Source organism: Gryllotalpicola reticulitermitis (assembly GCF_042651345.1).
GTDB classification, from domain to species: domain Bacteria; phylum Actinomycetota; class Actinomycetes; order Actinomycetales; family Microbacteriaceae; genus Gryllotalpicola; species Gryllotalpicola reticulitermitis.
This window is the reverse complement of sequence record NZ_JBHSCN010000004.1, coordinates 207,223-222,320: the sequence shown is the minus strand read 5'-3', so window position 1 is coordinate 222,320 and position 15,098 is coordinate 207,223. Positions and strand designations below refer to the sequence as shown.

13 protein-coding genes are annotated in these 15,098 nt (G+C 70.0%); 2 read left to right on the top strand and 11 right to left on the bottom strand.

Annotated features, from left to right (window positions below; translation table 11 throughout):
• Window positions 1-337 precede the first annotated feature (337 nt).
• Window positions 338-1,642, bottom strand: a complete 1,305-nt coding sequence (tyrS, locus tag ACFOYW_RS07170; RefSeq protein WP_390228136.1) for a tyrosine--tRNA ligase — start codon at window positions 1,640-1,642, stop codon at window positions 338-340.
• 119 nt (window positions 1,643-1,761) lie between these two features.
• On the opposite strand from tyrS, the gene ACFOYW_RS07165 reads away from it, so the two are divergent.
• Together ACFOYW_RS07165 and ACFOYW_RS07160 are read left to right on the top strand one after the other, a co-directional pair.
• Window positions 1,762-2,385, top strand: a complete 624-nt coding sequence (locus tag ACFOYW_RS07165) for a DNA-binding protein (RefSeq protein WP_390228135.1) — start codon at window positions 1,762-1,764, stop codon at window positions 2,383-2,385.
• 3 nt (window positions 2,386-2,388) lie between these two features.
• Window positions 2,389-2,958: a hypothetical protein gene (locus ACFOYW_RS07160; RefSeq protein WP_390228134.1), complete on the top strand. Its 570-nt coding sequence runs from the start codon at window positions 2,389-2,391 to the stop codon at window positions 2,956-2,958.
• On the opposite strand, the gene ACFOYW_RS07155 is transcribed toward ACFOYW_RS07160, so the two are convergent.
• The 10 genes from ACFOYW_RS07155 to ACFOYW_RS07110 form a co-directional block, all read right to left on the bottom strand.
• Window positions 2,906-3,562 (bottom strand): DNA-3-methyladenine glycosylase, encoded by a 657-nt coding sequence (locus ACFOYW_RS07155; protein ID WP_390228132.1) that lies wholly within the window; start codon window positions 3,560-3,562, stop codon window positions 2,906-2,908. The two genes, ACFOYW_RS07160 and ACFOYW_RS07155, sit on opposite strands and share 53 nt — an antisense overlap.
• 94 nt (window positions 3,563-3,656) lie before the next feature.
• Window positions 3,657-5,102, bottom strand: a complete 1,446-nt coding sequence (argH, locus tag ACFOYW_RS07150; protein WP_390228131.1) for an argininosuccinate lyase — start codon at window positions 5,100-5,102, stop codon at window positions 3,657-3,659.
• Window positions 5,095-6,048, bottom strand: coding sequence for an ornithine carbamoyltransferase (gene argF / locus ACFOYW_RS07145; RefSeq protein ID WP_390228130.1), 954 nt, complete (start codon window positions 6,046-6,048; stop codon window positions 5,095-5,097). Before argF ends, argH begins: the two co-directional genes overlap by 8 nt.
• Window positions 6,045-7,295, bottom strand: coding sequence for an acetylornithine transaminase (locus ACFOYW_RS07140; protein WP_390228128.1), 1,251 nt, complete (start codon window positions 7,293-7,295; stop codon window positions 6,045-6,047). Before ACFOYW_RS07140 ends, argF begins: the two co-directional genes overlap by 4 nt.
• Entirely contained in the window at window positions 7,292-8,221 is a 930-nt protein-coding gene (argB, locus tag ACFOYW_RS07135; protein ID WP_390228127.1) for an acetylglutamate kinase, read from the bottom strand. Before argB ends, ACFOYW_RS07140 begins: the two co-directional genes overlap by 4 nt.
• A gap of 3 nt (window positions 8,222-8,224) precedes the next feature.
• Window positions 8,225-9,385 (bottom strand): bifunctional glutamate N-acetyltransferase/amino-acid acetyltransferase ArgJ, encoded by a 1,161-nt coding sequence (gene argJ / locus ACFOYW_RS07130; protein ID WP_390228125.1) that lies wholly within the window; start codon window positions 9,383-9,385, stop codon window positions 8,225-8,227.
• Window positions 9,382-10,422 (bottom strand): N-acetyl-gamma-glutamyl-phosphate reductase, encoded by a 1,041-nt coding sequence (gene argC / locus ACFOYW_RS07125; protein WP_390228123.1) that lies wholly within the window; start codon window positions 10,420-10,422, stop codon window positions 9,382-9,384. The genes argJ and argC overlap by 4 nt, the downstream gene beginning before the upstream one ends.
• 207 nt (window positions 10,423-10,629) lie before the next feature.
• Entirely contained in the window at window positions 10,630-13,143 is a 2,514-nt protein-coding gene (pheT, locus tag ACFOYW_RS07120) for a phenylalanine--tRNA ligase subunit beta (RefSeq protein ID WP_390228122.1), read from the bottom strand.
• Window positions 13,143-14,183 carry a phenylalanine--tRNA ligase subunit alpha gene (pheS, locus tag ACFOYW_RS07115; protein WP_390228121.1) on the bottom strand — a complete coding sequence of 347 codons (1,041 nt, stop codon included), beginning with the start codon at window positions 14,181-14,183 and terminating at the stop codon, window positions 13,143-13,145. The genes pheT and pheS overlap by 1 nt, the downstream gene beginning before the upstream one ends.
• 109 nt (window positions 14,184-14,292) lie before the next feature.
• The gene (locus ACFOYW_RS07110; protein ID WP_390228119.1) at window positions 14,293-15,093 is read right to left on the bottom strand and encodes a TrmH family RNA methyltransferase; all 801 of its coding nucleotides are present in this window, start codon (window positions 15,091-15,093) and stop codon (window positions 14,293-14,295) included.
• Between the last annotated feature and the right edge of the window lie 5 nt (window positions 15,094-15,098).

Here is a 15,098-nt window from a genome sequence, read left to right as displayed (position 1 = left end):
GCTGACATCAAAAACCAACAACCCCAACACCACACCAAACGATGCGACACCAGGAAATTGGCATTGACAATGTGCACACTGTTGAGTTCTCAAAGACCATACGCACCCCGCCTAGACCCGCATAGGGCCGTCGCACGGGGGCAAGGGCTGAATCACCCATCTTAGGCGCTCGACTTCAGTCAGGCAAGTGACGTGGTGAGGCTTGACGATGGAGATCGTGTCCCGCTTGAGGGGGCGAGCCGACCGGCTCAGCCGCACCTTTGGGGTGACAAGTAAGTAATTTACGTCCCCGCCCGCCAACGTTCAAATCAGCGCCGCGGCCCGGGCGTGTCGCCCGTCATTCCGCAAGGAAGACGCCCGCGAGGGTCTTCTTTCCGCGACGCAGCACGGCCATCCGACCACCGATCAGATGGGCCGCGATCGGCGACTGGTCGTTGTCGATCTTGCGGTTGTTGACGTACACGCCGCCCTGGGCCACTGCCCGGCGGGCGTCGGAGAGGCTCGCGGTGAGCGACGTCTCGACAAGCAGCTGCGCGACCGTCGCCGTCGGCGCGGCCGTCGCAGTCGGAAGCTCGCGCAGAGCGGACTCCAGGGTCGGCAGGTCGAGCTCCTCGAGATCGCCGTTGCCGAAGAGCGCCCCCGACGCGAGGATCGCGGCGTTCGCGGCATCCGCCCCGTGCACGAGCGACGTCACCTCGAGCGCGAGCGTGCGCTGCGCTTCGCGGCGGAACGGCTCGTCGGCGACCGCCTGCTCGAGCCGTTCGATCTCGGCGCGCGAGAGGAACGTGAAGATCTTGAGTCGTGGGATCACGTCGCCGTCGTCGGTGTTGAGCCAGAACTGGTAGAACGCGTACGGGCTGGTCAGCTTCTCATCGAGCCAGATCGCATTGCCCTCGCTCTTGCCGAACTTGGTGCCGTCGGTGTTGGTGATGAGCGGCGTGCCGATCGCGTGGGCCGCCGCCCCCTCGACGCGACGGATCAGGTCGGTGCCGCTCGTCAGGTTGCCCCACTGATCGCTGCCACCGGTCTGCAGCACGCACCCGTACTGCCGGTACAGCTCGAGGAAGTCGAGGCCCTGCAGGATCTGGTAGCTGAACTCGGTGTACGAGATGCCTGCGTCGGAGTTGAGGCGCGCGGCCACCGCGTCTTTCTTGAGCATCGTTCCGACCCGGTAATGCTTGCCGATGTCGCGCAGGAAGTCGATCGCGCTGAGGCCGCCGAACCAGTCGAGATTGTTGACGAGCCGCGCGGCGTTCTCGCCCTCGAAGCTGAGGAAACGCGAGACCTGTGCCCCGAGGTAGCCGACCCACTCCGCGACGGTCTCTTTGGTGTTCAGGGTGCGCTCGGCGCTCGGGCGCGGGTCGCCGATGAGGCCGGTCGAGCCACCGACCAGGCCGAGCGGCGTGTGACCGGCGAGCTGAATGCGTCGCAGCAGCAGAAGCTGCACGAGGTTTCCGAGGTGCAGGCTCGGCGCCGTCGGGTCGAAGCCGCAATAGTAGGTGATCGGGTCGCCTGCGAGGAGCTGCTTCAGCTCGCTCTCATCGGTGGAGACATGGATGAGACCGCGCCACACGAGTTCGTCCCAGACGGTGTCGAAGGACGGATCGTTATGTTGCGTGGCCAGGATTGCAGGCGTGGACACGGGGTCAACAGTATCAGCGGCGCCCTCTCGATAGTTAAGGGAGAAGGCTTGATGGTTGTTGAGTTAAGTAATTTGGCTTAATGTAGTGATGATCAAGCCTTGAGACTTGAGGGGGACCCGTGTTTGTGATCACCGCCGACCAGATCGACTCGCGCATGAGCGACGATCTCGTCGCCGCCGAGCGCGACCGGATCAACGCCGCACACGGCGCCACCCTCGCCCTCCCGGCCGACCGCACGGCAGGCGACGAGCTGCAGGTGCTGAGCGACGACCCCGCCACAGCGCTCGCACTCGTGCTCGAGCTCACCCGGGGGCGACAGTTCCACGTCGGCCTCGGCATCGGCCCGGTGCGCACCCCGCTGCCTGAGGCGACCCGCGAAGCGAGCGGGCCGGCGTTCTTTGCGGCGCGAGACGCAGCGGAGAGGGCGAAGGGATCAGGCATCCGTCTCGCCGTGCAGCGGCAGCGCGACCCGCAGGGGCGCAGCGACCGCGCGGACGACGCCGAGGCGCTGCTCGCGCTGCTGCTGATCGTGCGCGAACGCCGCTCAGCCGCCGGGTGGGAGCTCTACGAGCTGCTGCAGAAAGGGCTCACGCAGGCCGACGCCGCCGAACGTCTCGGCATCTCCGCCGCGGCGGCGAGCGCACGCGCCAAGGCGGCGCAACTCCGTGCCGAGGCGGCCGCGCTGCCCGCGCTCACTAGGCTCTTGGAGCAGACCGACCTCGCCGCGAGACAGGAGCCGTAGCCGATGCTGTCCGACCCAGCCGCATTCCTGATCGCCGCCACATTCTGGACGATTCTCACCCTCGTCGTCGCGGGCGGTGTCGTCTTCTCGGTGCTCGCCGTCAAGGGCGATCGGTGGCTGATCATCGCGGCGGCCGCGTTCCTGCTGGTTGCTGCGATCATGGTCGGCCTGCCGCACCCGGCGGGCCCGGCGCTGCTCGGTGCGATCGTCGCGCTCGGCGCCATCGCCATCTCGGCTTTCGGCGGCTCGCCGGCCGTCAAGACGGTGCTGTCGCTCGCGACTCGTCAGGTGGAGGGAGAGGCCGGCGGTGTGCTCGTCTCGACCCCCGACTCCGAGCAACGTCGCGAGGTGCTGCGCGGCGGCCTCACGATCGGCGTGCTCGAGCGCCTCGCGACCACGGCGTCGATCCTCGCCGGCGTCCCCGAGGCGATCGCCGTGGTGATCGCGATCAAGGGCGTCGGCCGCTTCAGTGAGCTCGGTGCCTCGGACGCACAGGAGCGGTTCATCATCGGAACGTTCGTCAGCCTCGGCTGGGCGGCGGTGTGCGGAGTCGTCGCGCACCTCGCGTGGTAGCGGCACGGTACACCGAGACCGCCGGATCGCCCGCGATCCAGAACCGCCACGGGTAGGCCTCTCCCCCGCCGGCACCGGAAACGCCGACGCGCGGCCCGGTGAGCCCGGCGGGCGGGCGGGCGGCGAGCTCAAGGCCGAAGGGCGTGGCGAGCGCGTCCGAGCCGTTCTCATCGAGACGGATGCCTGCGGCGACGGTCAGGCGCGCAGGGCCCCTGGCCAGATCGCGCGGCGGCGCCTCCCCGCGCCTCGCCTGCGCGAGCGGCAGACCCTCCATCACCTCGGCCGCGCGCAGCAGCACAGCCGAGGCGGTACCCGGCGGCGAGCAGACGAGGTTGGCGCACACATGCATGCCGTAGGTGAAGTACACGTACACGTGACCCGGTTCATCAAACATCACCCCGTTTCGCCTGGTCCGGCCGCGATAGGCGTGCGAGCCCGGGTCGCTGCCGTTGCCGAGGTACGCCTCGACCTCGGTGAGACGCAGCACCACGGTCCCGGCATCCGTCTCGTGGGTCAGTCGCGCGCCGAGCAGCAGCGGGGCGATCTCGACCGCCGAGCGAGCGAAGAAGTCGTGCTCGGGGACGAAGTACCCGCTCGCGCTCACTGCCGTGGCGCTACAGCTGCGGGAGCACGCCACACCCGGGGGTGCCGCGCCGTCCCGCACGTGTGGCGCAGCGCAGAGCCGAAAGCCGCCACCGTCACAGCGCTTCCTGCGTCGCCCCGATACGGCTCGTCACCTGGCGCACGCGCTCGGCGAGCAGAGCGCGCTGCTCGGCGACGCGCTCGGGCGCGGTGCCGGCGATGCCGTCGCGGCTCGCGACGGACCCTTCGATCGTGAGCACCTCGCGCACCTCAGGGGTGAGGTGGGCCGAGACCGACGCAAGCCCGGCGTCGTCGATCTGCTCGAGGCCGATGCCTCGCGCCTCGGCGTACGAGACGAGGTTGCCGGTGATCTCGTGCGCGTCGCGGAACGGCACGTGGCGCTTCACGAGCCACTCGGCCACGTCGGTCGCGAGGGAATAGCCCTCCGGCGCGAGCGCGCGCATGCGCTCGGTGTCGAAGCGCAGCGTCGCGATCATGCCCGTGAATGCGGGCAGCAGCACCTCGAGGGTCTCGATCGAGTCGAAGACAGGCTCCTTGTCCTCCTGCAGGTCGCGGTTGTACGCGAGCGGGAGCCCTTTCAGCGTGGTGAGCAGCCCGGTCAGGTTGCCGATCAGGCGGCCGGACTTGCCGCGCGCGAGCTCGGCGATGTCAGGATTCTTCTTCTGCGGCATGATCGACGAACCGGTCGAGTACGAGTCGGACAGGGTCACGAAGCCGAACTCGCGGGTGTTCCAGAGGATGACCTCTTCGGCGAGGCGCGAGAGGTCGATTCCGAGCTGCGCCGTCACGAACGCGAACTCGGCCACGACATCGCGAGCCGCGGTCGCATCGATCGAGTTGGGCGCAACGGCCGAGAAACCGAGCTCCCGGGCGATCAGCGCGGCGTCGAGGCCGAGCGTGTTGCCGGCGAGTGCGCCGGAGCCGTAGGGCGACGCATCCGCCCGCCGCCGCCAGTCGTCGAGGCGCTCGAGATCCCGCAGGAGCGGCCAGCAGTGCGCGAGCAGGTGATGCGCCAGCAGCACGGGCTGGGCGTGCTGCAAGTGGGTACGGCCCGGCATGATCGAATGGGGGTTGGCCTCGGCCTGCGCGGCGAGCGCGTCGATCAGGTCGACGATGAGGCGCGCGAGCTCGGCTGAATGGTCGCGCAGCAGCATGCGGATCAGCGTCGCGATCTGGTCGTTGCGGCTGCGGCCAGCCCGCAGCTTGCCGCCGAGCTCGCCGCCCGCGATCTCGATGAGCCCGCGCTCGAGGGCCGAGTGCACGTCTTCATCGGAGGCGCTCGGAAGGAAGCTGCCGGCGTCGACCCGGTTCTGGAGCTCCTCCAGCGCGTCGAGCATGCCGGCGAGCTCGGCGTCGTCGAGGTAGCCGGCCTGGTTCAGCGCACGTGCGTGGGCGCGGGAACCCGCGATGTCATAGCCGGCGAGCTGCCAGTCGAAGTGCGTCGACTTGCTGAGGCGTGCGAGTTCCGGCGAGGGGCCACCGGTGAACCGGCCGCCCCAGAGCGCACCGGCCTCGCCCGCGCGGGCCGCGGCGTCAGACATCCGCCACCCCGTCCGCGTCGCTCTCACGAGCCCGCAGCAGCCACGCGAGCACCGCCTTCTGCGCGTGCAGCCGGTTCTCGGCCTCGTCCCACACGACCGACTGCGGGCCGTCGATGACCTCGCTGGTCACCTCGTAGCCCCGGTAGGCGGGCAGGCAGTGCAGGAAGATCGCCTCCGGACGCGCCTTCGCCATCACGGCTGCGTCGACCGTGAATCCGGCGAACGCCTCGACGCGTGCGTTCTTCTCGTCCTCCTGACCCATCGACACCCAGGTGTCGGTGACGACGACGTCGGCGCCTGCGGCGGCCTCAGCCGGGTCCGTCACGATCGTCACCGAGCCGCCCGTGCTCTCGGCGATGCGCTCGGCATCGGCGAGGATGTCGGCGCGCGGCTGATACCCCGCGGGGGTAGCGACGCGCACGTGCATGCCGGCGGTCACCCCGCCGAGCAGGTACGAGTGCGACATGTTGTTCGCGCCGTCGCCCACGTAGCTCATGGTGAGGCCCGAGAGCCGCCCCTTGTGCTCGCGGACGGTCAGCAGGTCGGCGAGGATCTGGCACGGATGGAAGTCGTCCGTCAGCGCGTTCACGACGGGAACGCCCGCGTACTCGGCCATCGTCGCGAGGTCGGCCTGAGCGTAGGTGCGCCATACGATCGCCGCGACCTGGCGGCCGATGATGCGCGCGACGTCCGGCACGGACTCCCGGGTTCCGATCTGGGCTTTCGTTCCGTCGACGAGGAACGGCATGCCCTGGAGCTCGGCGACGCCGACCGAGAACGAGGTCTGCGTGCGCAGCGTCGGCTTGTCCATGATCAGAGCGACGGTCTGCGGGCCGGTGAGCGGCGCCAGGGCGAAGCGGTCGGCCTTGAGCTCGAGCGCGAGCTCCAGGACCTCGGCCTGCTCGGCGGGGCTCAGGTCGTCGTCGCGCAGGAAGTGGCGGATCACGCGGTCACCTTTCCGTTGGGCTCGCCGTCGGGCTCGGACGCGAAGCGGGCCTCGGCGCCGGCGAGGGTCGCGGCGAACCGGGTGCGGAACTCGTCGACCTCGATGTCGCCGATCACAAGCGGCGGGGCGAGTCGGATGCTGTCCGCTCCGGTCGCGTTGATGATCAGCCCATGCGCGCGCGCTTCAGTGACGAGCTGCTCGGCCACCGGTTCGGTCAGGGCGATGCCGATGAGCAGACCGCGACCGCGCGTGCCGCTGATCAGCGGCGAGTCGAGCCCGGCGATGGCCGCCTTCAGTTGCTCGCCGCGCTCCCGCGCGTTGCCGACGAGGTCGCTCGCCTCGATCTCGCCGAGCACGGCGTTCGCCGCCGCTGCGGCGAGCGGATTCCCGCCGAACGTCGTCCCATGCTGGCCCTGCGTGAACAGCTGCGAGGCGCGACCGAAGGTGATGAGTGCACCGATCGGCACACCGCCCGCCATGCCCTTCGCGAGCGTGATCGCGTCGGGCACGATGCCCTCGTGCTGGAAGCCGAACCAGTCGCCGGTGCGACCGGCTCCGGTCTGCACCTCGTCGACGATCAGCAGTGCGCCATGGCGCTGCGTGAGCTCGCGCGCCCGGGTGAAGAATCCGTCGGGCAGCTCGATCACGCCCGCCTCACCCTGCAGCGGCTCGACGAAGATCGCCGCGACGGTGTCGTCGATCACCGCCTCGAGCTCCTCGAGCGTCGCGTGGATGTACTCGACGCCGGCGACCATGGGTTCGAACGGCGCACGCATGTAGTCCTTGCCGGTGAGCGCGAGCGCGCCCATCGTGCGACCGTGGAAGCCGTTCACGAGGGAGACGATGCGCACCTTGCGCCCATCGTCGCCGCGATTGAGCCGCGCCAGCTTGAATGCCGCCTCGTTGGCCTCGGTTCCCGAATTCGCGAAGAACGCGCGCCCGTCCTCGCCGGCGCCCGTCAGGCGCTTCAGCCTCTCGGCCAGCTCGAGCTGCGGTTCCGACGCGAAGAGGTTCGAGATGTGCGCCGCCAGCGACACCTGACGTGTCACCGCCTCGATCAGCACCGGGTGCGCGTGCCCGAGCGAGTTCACGGCGATTCCGCCGACGAAGTCGAGGTACTTGTTGCCGTCGGTGTCCCACACCCAGGCGCCCTGACCGTGGTGGAGCAGCAGCGACGGAGTCGCGAACGTGCTCACGAGGTCGGCCCGATAGCGTGCCTGCCAGTCATCGTGGTCGATTGAACTCACGCCACGACCTCCGTTCCGATTCCATGCTGGGTGAAGATCTCGAGAAGGATCGAGTGCGGCACACGGCCGTCGATGATCGCCGCTTTCGGCACTCCGCCGTCGACGGCTTCGAGGCACGCCGTCATCTTCGGGATCATGCCCGACTCGAGTGACGGCAACAGCGCGCGCAGCGCGGCCGAGGGAATGCTCGTGAGCATCGATGAGCGGTCGGGCCAGTCGCGGTACAGACCGGCGACGTCGGTCATGAGGACCAGCTTCTCGGCGCCGAGTGCGACGGCGAGAGCCGCGGCCGCAGCATCCGCGTTGACGTTCAGCGACTGCCCCGGCACATCGAGGTCGGGCGCGACGGACGAGACCACGGGAACACGGCCTGCCTCGAGCTGCGCGAGCACGACGTCGGGCCGCACCTCGACGACGTCGCCGACCTGGCCGAGGTCAACGGGCGCGCCGTCGACGATCGCCTCGCGCTTGCGAGCCGCGAAGAGGCCGGCATCTTCGCCGGAGATGCCGAGCGCGAGCGGGCCGAACTCGTTGATCGAACGCACGATGTCACGGCTGATCCTGCCCGTGAGCACCATGCGCACGACCTCCATCGCCTCGGGCGTCGTGACGCGGTAACCGCCGCGGAACTCGCTCGCGATCTCGAGGCGGTCGAGCATCGCGGAGATCTGCGGGCCGCCGCCGTGCACGACGACGGGCTTGAGGCCCGCGCGGCGCAAATACACGATGTCCTCGGCGAAGGTCCGCTGCAGTTCCGGGCTCACCATGGCGTTGCCGCCGAACTTGATGACCACGACCTTGCCGTGGAACCGGCCGAGCCACGGCAGCGACTCGATCAGGATCGCGGTCTTCTTGAGCGCGGCGTCGCGCGCGGCGACGATGTCCAGGTCGTCCGGGTCGACGGTGATGAGAGTTTCGTCAGCCATGGCCTAGCTCGAATACGCGCTGTTCTCATGCACGTAGTCGTGCGTGAGGTCGTTGGTCAGGATGGTGGCGGCGTGGCCGCCCGCCTTGAGGTCGACGCGGATGTCGACGGCTCGCGGCGTGAGGTCGACGAGGTCGCGCGGCTGGTCCGGCGTTCCCGCGGCGCAGACACGGATGCCGTTGAACCACACGTCGACGTCGTACGGGTCGAACGCGGCGCTCGTCGTGCCGACCGCAGCGAGTACCCGCCCCCAGTTGGGGTCGTTGCCGAAGATCGCGGCCTTGAACAGGCTGTTGCGGGCGATCGCGCGGCCCACCTCGACGGCGTCGGCTTCGCTCACGGCCTGCTCGACGTGGATCGCGATGTCGTGTGACGCGCCTTCCGCGTCGCCCTGCAGCTGGACGGCGAGACTCTGACTCACCTCGGTGAGCGCCGCGGTGAACTCGCCGAGGTCGGGGGTCACTCCGCTCGCACCCGAGCCGAGGAGTGCGACCGTGTCGTTCGTCGACATGCAGCCGTCGGAGTCCAGACGGTCGAAGGTGACGGATGTCGCGGCCCGGAGCGCCTGATCGAGCTCGGCGCTGGTCAGCACGGCATCCGTCGTGATGACGACGAGCATCGTCGCAAGACCGGGCGCGAGCATGCCGGCGCCCTTCGCCATGCCGCCGATCGTCCAGCCCGCCTGCGATGCGTGCACCGCCTGCTTCGCGACGGTGTCGGTCGTCATGATGGCCTCGGCGGCGGCGAGGCCGGCTGCCGCAGTTCCGGCGAGCCGGCCCGAGGCATCCGTCACTCCCGCCGTCACCTTGCCGAGATCGAGCTGCTCACCGATCAGCCCGGTCGAGCAGACGAGAACGTCGCCGGCCGAGATCTCGAGCAGCTCGGCCACGTGCTCGGCTGTCGCGTGCGTCGTCTGGAAGCCCTGTGCACCCGTGTAGCAGTTCGCACCGCCCGAGTTCAGCACGATGGCCGCCACGGTGCCGTCCTTGATGACCTCTTTGCTCCACAGCACAGGATTGGCCTGACAACGATTCGTCGTGAAGACCGTCGCGGCGTTCTGCAGCGGCCCGGTGTTGCGGATCAGCGCGATGTCGGACCTGCCGGTCGACTTGAGGCCGGCGGGAACCCCCGCGGCGAGGAATCCGGCTGCTGCCGTGACGCTCACGGGGCGACTCCGTTCGTGGTGAGCGCGGTGCCCTCTGGCAGGCCCAGCGCGATGTTGGCGGACTGGATCGCGGCACCTGCCGTGCCCTTGACGAGGTTGTCGAGCGCGAGGACGGCGACCACTCGGTTCGCAGCCTCGTCGACGGTGACACCGATCAGGGCCGTGTTGGCACCGAGCACGTCGGCCGTGCGCGGCCACGCCCCCGCGGGCAGCACCTGCACGAAGCGCTCTGCGGCGTAGGCGCTCTCCCACGCGTCACGCACCTGGCCGCCCGTCACGCCCGGCTTGAGGGGCGCGGTGACGGTGGCGAGGATGCCGCGTGCCATCGGCACGAGCACGGGAGTGAAGGAGATGCGCGGGGCCGCGGCGCCCGCGAGAACCAGGTTCTGCGCGATCTCGGGCACGTGACGGTGAGTGCCGCCCACGCCGTAGGGGCTCGCCGAGCCGAGCAGCTCGCTCGCGAGGTACTGGACCTTGAGATTCTTGCCCGCCCCGGACGGCCCGACGGCGAGCACCGCGACGATGTCTTCCTCGATGATGCCTGCGGCGATGCCCGGCGCGATCGCGAGCGAGACCGCGCTCGCGTTGCAGCCCGGGGCCGCGATCTTCCGCGCGCCGGCAAGGCGGTCGCGCAGCTTGCCGCCGGCCGCGGGCAGCTCGGGCACCCCGTACGCCCACGGCTCGTGGAACTCGCCGCCGTAGAACGTGGCCCACGCGCCCTCGTCGGCCAGGCGGTGGTCGGCGCCGCAGTCGATGACGAGCACATCGTCGTCGAGCTCATCGGTGATGGCGCCGGAAGCGCCGTGGGGCAGCGCGAGGAACACGACATCGTGGCCGCGCAGGACCTCGGGCGTCGTCTCCTGCAGGACGAGCTCGGCGTACGAGCGCAGGTGCGGCTGCAGCTCGACGAGCGGACGGCCCGCGTTCGAGGACGCGGTGACCGTGGTGACTTCGAATTCTGGGTGGTCTGCGAGCAACCGCAGAACCTCCCCGCCCGCGTAGCCGGATGCTCCGGCGACAGCGACCGTGTACGTCATGTGGGTTCCACCTTGGTTTCAACTGGACGGCGACGGGTCGTGTGTCACGGCGACGCCTGCGTGAAACCGGCGGAGAGACCGGTTACGCGAGCGCCGCCGAGGTTCGGCCGCCCAGGGTGCGTCGACGCAGCACGCGCTGCACGCGGAGACGCGCGATTGCGGTGCGGCGGACGGAGGTCATGTCGTCAGCATATAGGGCGTGAAGTGCTACTCGCGAACGGCGGCACCGAAGCGCTCAGCCGCGAGTGCCGCGCCGGAGAGCTTCGCCTCGCTGGCCTCCGAAGCCGTCAGCGTGCGATCCGCGGCGCGGAATCGCAGCGCGAAGGTGAGGCTCTTGGCCCCGTCGCGCACACCCGGCCCGCGATAGTCGTCGACGAGCTGCGCGTGTTCGAGCAGTTCGCCTGCGCCCGCGACGACCGCCGCGAGAACGTCGCCGGCGGGGGTCTCCGCGGGGACGACGAGGGAGAGGTCCTGGGTCGCCGCCGGGTACGACGAGATCGGCTCGACCTCGAGGCGCGTGGGCGCGAGCGAGATCAGCCGGTCCAGGTCGACCTCGAACACGGCGACGACGCGGGGCAGATCGAGCTCGGCGGCGAGCGCGGGCAGAAGCTCGCCGACGTACCCGACGGATTCCTCGCCGTCCGACGTCAGGGCGAACACCTCCGCGGTGCGCCCCGGGTGCAGGCTCGAGTGCGAGCCCTGACGCACGTCGATGCGGGCGCCGACGGCGGCCGCAAGCGTGCGCGCGGCGGCGATCCCGTCGCCCAGGCCGGCAGGCACCGCATCGCGACCCGGCTGCTTGGGCGACGCGTTGCCGAGGAACAGTCCGGAGGCGTAACGCGGCTGCGGCGGGATGCTCGCATTCAGCGCGGCGAGCGTGGCCGCGTCGGGGAGGGCGTCGCCCACGGGCAGGCTCCCGACGCCGTAGCGGACGCCCGCTTCCGGCCGGAAGACGAGGCCGAACTCGTAGATCGCGAGGTCCGTGAGGCCGCGTGACAGGTTCCGCTGAGCGATGTCGATGAGCCCGGGCAAGAGCGAGGTGCGCAGGAATGGCGACTTCGCGTCGAGGGCGTTCGCGAGCTTCACGGCGGGCACAGCCTCACCCGCCGGCGAGCCGAACGCGTCGTTCTGCTCGGCCGTGAGGAACGGCATCGCGAGCACCTCGGTGAGGCCGCTTCCGGCGAGCGCGGTCGCCGCCTGGCGGCGCAGCTGCTGTTCGCGGGTGAGTCCGCGCCCCGGTGGTGCGACCGGGATGACACTCGGGATCCGGTCATAGCCGGAGATGCGCGCCACCTCTTCCGCGAGGGTCGCGGGGTCGGTGAGGTCGGGGCGCCAGCTCGGCGGCGTGACCGTGAAGCCGGCATCCGTTCGGGCGACGTCGCCGCCGATGGCCGTAAGCGTGCGCTCGATCTCGTCATCGTCGTACTCGACGCCGATCAGCCGCGGGACGAATCCCGCGGGAAGCTTGATCGGCCGCGGCTGCGTCTCGTTGTGAACGCGACCGCCGAGGTCGGATGCCGTGCCGCCGGCGAGCTCGACGAGCAGTTCGACGACTCGGGCCGCCGCGGCCTCGGCGACGGCCGGGTCGACGCCGCGCTCGAAGCGGCGCGACGCCTCGGACGGCAGCTTGTGGCGGCGAGCGGTACGCGCGATCGACACGGGGTCGAAGTTCGCCGCTTCGACGAGCACACGCGTCGTCGCGGCCGACAGCTCCGTCTTCGCGCCGCCCATGACGCCCGCGAGCCCGACAGCGCCCGCGTCATCGGTGATCAGCAGGTCTTCCGGATCGAGCTTGCGGGTCACGCCGTCGAGAGTCTCGAGCGTCTCGCCCTGCCGCGCACGCCGAACCGTGATGCCGCCCTCGAGCTTGTCGAGGTCATAGCCGTGGATCGGCTGGCCGAGCTCGAGCATCACGTAGTTGGTGATGTCGACGGCGAGCGAGATCGAGCGGATGCCCGCGAGCCGGAGCCGGGCGGCGAGCCACGGTGGGGTCGGCCGACCCGCATCGATGCCCTCGACCGCGCGTACGACGAACACCGACGCACCCGGCCGCCCGCGGACCGGCGCGTCGTCGGCGATGGTCAGCGGCACGCCGTCTGCCACGGCATCCGTATCGTCTCGCTCGGCCGGGTCGCGGAAGGCGACACCCGTCGCGTGGGCGTACTCCCGGGCGATGCCGCGGATCGAGAACGCGTAGCCGCGGTCGGGCGTGACGTTGACCTCGACGGCCACGTCGTCGAGCCCGAGCAGGGTGATCGCGTCGGAGCCGACCTCGGGGTCGAGACCGAGCCTCCCCAGGACGAGGATGCCCTCGTGCTCGTCGTTGAGCCCGAGCTCGCGGCCCGAGGCGATCATGCCGTCGCTGACGTGCCCGTACGTCTTGCGTGCCGCGATCGGGAACGGCCCGGGCAGCACGGCACCCGGCAAGGTCACGACGACCTTGTCGCCGGGCGCGAAGTTCTTCGCGCCGCAGACGATGCCGCGCACTCCCCCGTTGGCGTCGCCCACCTCGACCCGGCACCACCGGATCGTCTTGCCGTTCGTCTGCGGCTCTTCGGCGAAGTCGAGCACCTGGCCGACGACGACCGGGCCGGTCACGTCGAAGCGGTGCAGCGCCTCTTCCTCGAGTCCGACCCTGACGAGCGCGGCGTGCACGTCTTCCGGGGTCGAGCCGGGGACCAGATCGACGTATTCGGCTAGCCAGCTGAGTGGGACGCGCATCAGACCACCATTCCGAACGACTGCGAGAAACGGATGTCGCCCTCGAGGAAGTCGCGCATGTCACTCAGTTCGCTGCGGAACTGCAGCGTGCGCTCGAGGCCCATGCCGAAGGCGAAGCCGGAGTACACCTCGGGGTCGATTCCACCGGCGCGCAGCACGTTGGCGTTGACCATGCCGCAGCCACCCCATTCGATCCAGCGCGGGCCGCCCTTCGCCGCGGGATGCCAGACGTCGAGCTCGGCGGACGGCTCGGTGAACGGGAAGTAGTTGGGGCGCAGCCGGATCTTGGCCTCGTCGCCGAACATGATGCGCGCGAAGTGCTCGAGCGTGCCGCGCAGGTGCGCCATGGTGAGGCCCTTGTCGACCGCGAGCCCCTCGAGCTGGCTGAACGCGGGAACGTGGGTCGCATCGACCTCGTCGGTGCGATAGGCGCGCCCCGGCGCCACGATGTAGATCGGCAGTTCGCGGTCGAGGAGCGACCGCACCTGCACCGGGCTCGTGTGCGTTCGCATCACGAGGTGGCTTCCGAGCGGCTCGACGAAGAAGGTGTCCTGCATCGCGCGGGCCGGGTGGTCCTCGTCGAAGTTCAGCGCGTCGAAGTTGAACCACTCGTTCTCGAGCTCGGGCCCCTCCGCGACCTCCCAGCCCATGCCGATGAAGATGTCGCTCACCTTCTCCTGAATGAGCGAGAGCGGATGCCTCGACCCGACGCGCCCCGGAACCGCGAGAGCCGTCACGTCGACGGCCTCGGCCTCGAGCTGCGCGCGCTGCTCCGCCGCCGAGATCTCGGCCTCCTTGGCGGCGAACGCCTGACTCACGCGCCCGCGCGCACCGCCCACGAGCTTGCCGAACGCCGCCTTCTGATCGTTCGGGACGCTGCGCAGCTGCGCGTTGAGACGGGCGAGCAGCGAATGCTCGGCGAGGTGCTCATGGCGAACCGCCTTGAGCGCGGCCGAGTCGGCAGCAGCGGCGATCGCAGCGAGGGCCGCATCGACCGCGGCGCCCACCGACTCCGGGGAGAGCGCGGGAGTGTCTGACACGGGAATCAATCCTATTGGTCGCCGTCAGTCGCTCATGCCGGCCCGATGCCGCGCGTGTGGCTGGCGCCGCTGCGCGATGACTCGGCGATAGCGTCGCGCCGCGACTCAGTCAGCTGCGCTGGGCGAACGCACTCTCGTACATGCAGACGGAGGCGGCCGTCGCCAGGTTCATCGACTCGGCGTAGCCATAGATCGGGACGGTGATCACCCGGTCGACGATCGCGAGGTCCTCCTCGCCGAGGCCGCGCGCCTCGTTGCCGAACACCCACGCCGTCGGCTCGGCGAGCAGGTTCTCCCGGCGTGCCACGAGCAGATCCTCACCCTTGATGTCGGCGGCGAGGACCTGCATGCCCGCCGCGCGGGCGCGCGACACCACATCGGCGAGCGTCGCGCCGACGGCCACCGGCAGATGGAAGAGCGAGCCCGTCGTCGAGCGCACCACCTTGGGGTTGTAGAGGTCCACACTGCGGCCGGTGAAGATCACGGCATCCGCTCCCGCCGAATCGGCGGCGCGCACGATGGTGCCCGCGTTGCCGGGGTCGCGCACCTCTTCCAGAATCGCGATCAGCTTCGCGTCGCTCGCGAAGATGTCTTTCACGGAGGTCGGGAACTGGTGCACCACTCCGACGAAGCCCTGCGGCGTCACCGTGTCGGACATCACGGCGAGCACCTCTTCCGTCACGAACTCGACGTCGACGCCCGCGTCGACGGCGGTCTGCGCGATGTCGGTGTAGCGCTCGAGCGCCGTGGGCGTCGCGTACAGCTCGATGATCAGTTCCGGCCGGTAGCTGAGCACCTCGCTCGCGGCCTGCGGGCCTTCGAGCAGGAACATGCCGGTCTCGGCGCGCGCGCTCTTGTTGGCTAGCTTCGCGACGCTGCGCACGCGCGGAGACCGTGGGTTGTCGAGCACAGTGG

Coding starts and splice junctions, on each gene's coding strand:
- pheT (WP_390228122.1), bottom strand. CDS start 13,143: ATGCGCGTCCCACTCAGCTGGCTAGCCGAATACGTCGATCTGGTCCCC.
- ACFOYW_RS07160 (WP_390228134.1), top strand. CDS start 2,389: ATGCTGTCCGACCCAGCCGCATTCCTGATCGCCGCCACATTCTGGACG.
- argB (WP_390228127.1), bottom strand. CDS start 8,221: ATGGCTGACGAAACTCTCATCACCGTCGACCCGGACGACCTGGACATC.
- argC (WP_390228123.1), bottom strand. CDS start 10,422: ATGACGTACACGGTCGCTGTCGCCGGAGCATCCGGCTACGCGGGCGGG.
- argH (WP_390228131.1), bottom strand. CDS start 5,102: ATGTCTGACGCCGCGGCCCGCGCGGGCGAGGCCGGTGCGCTCTGGGGC.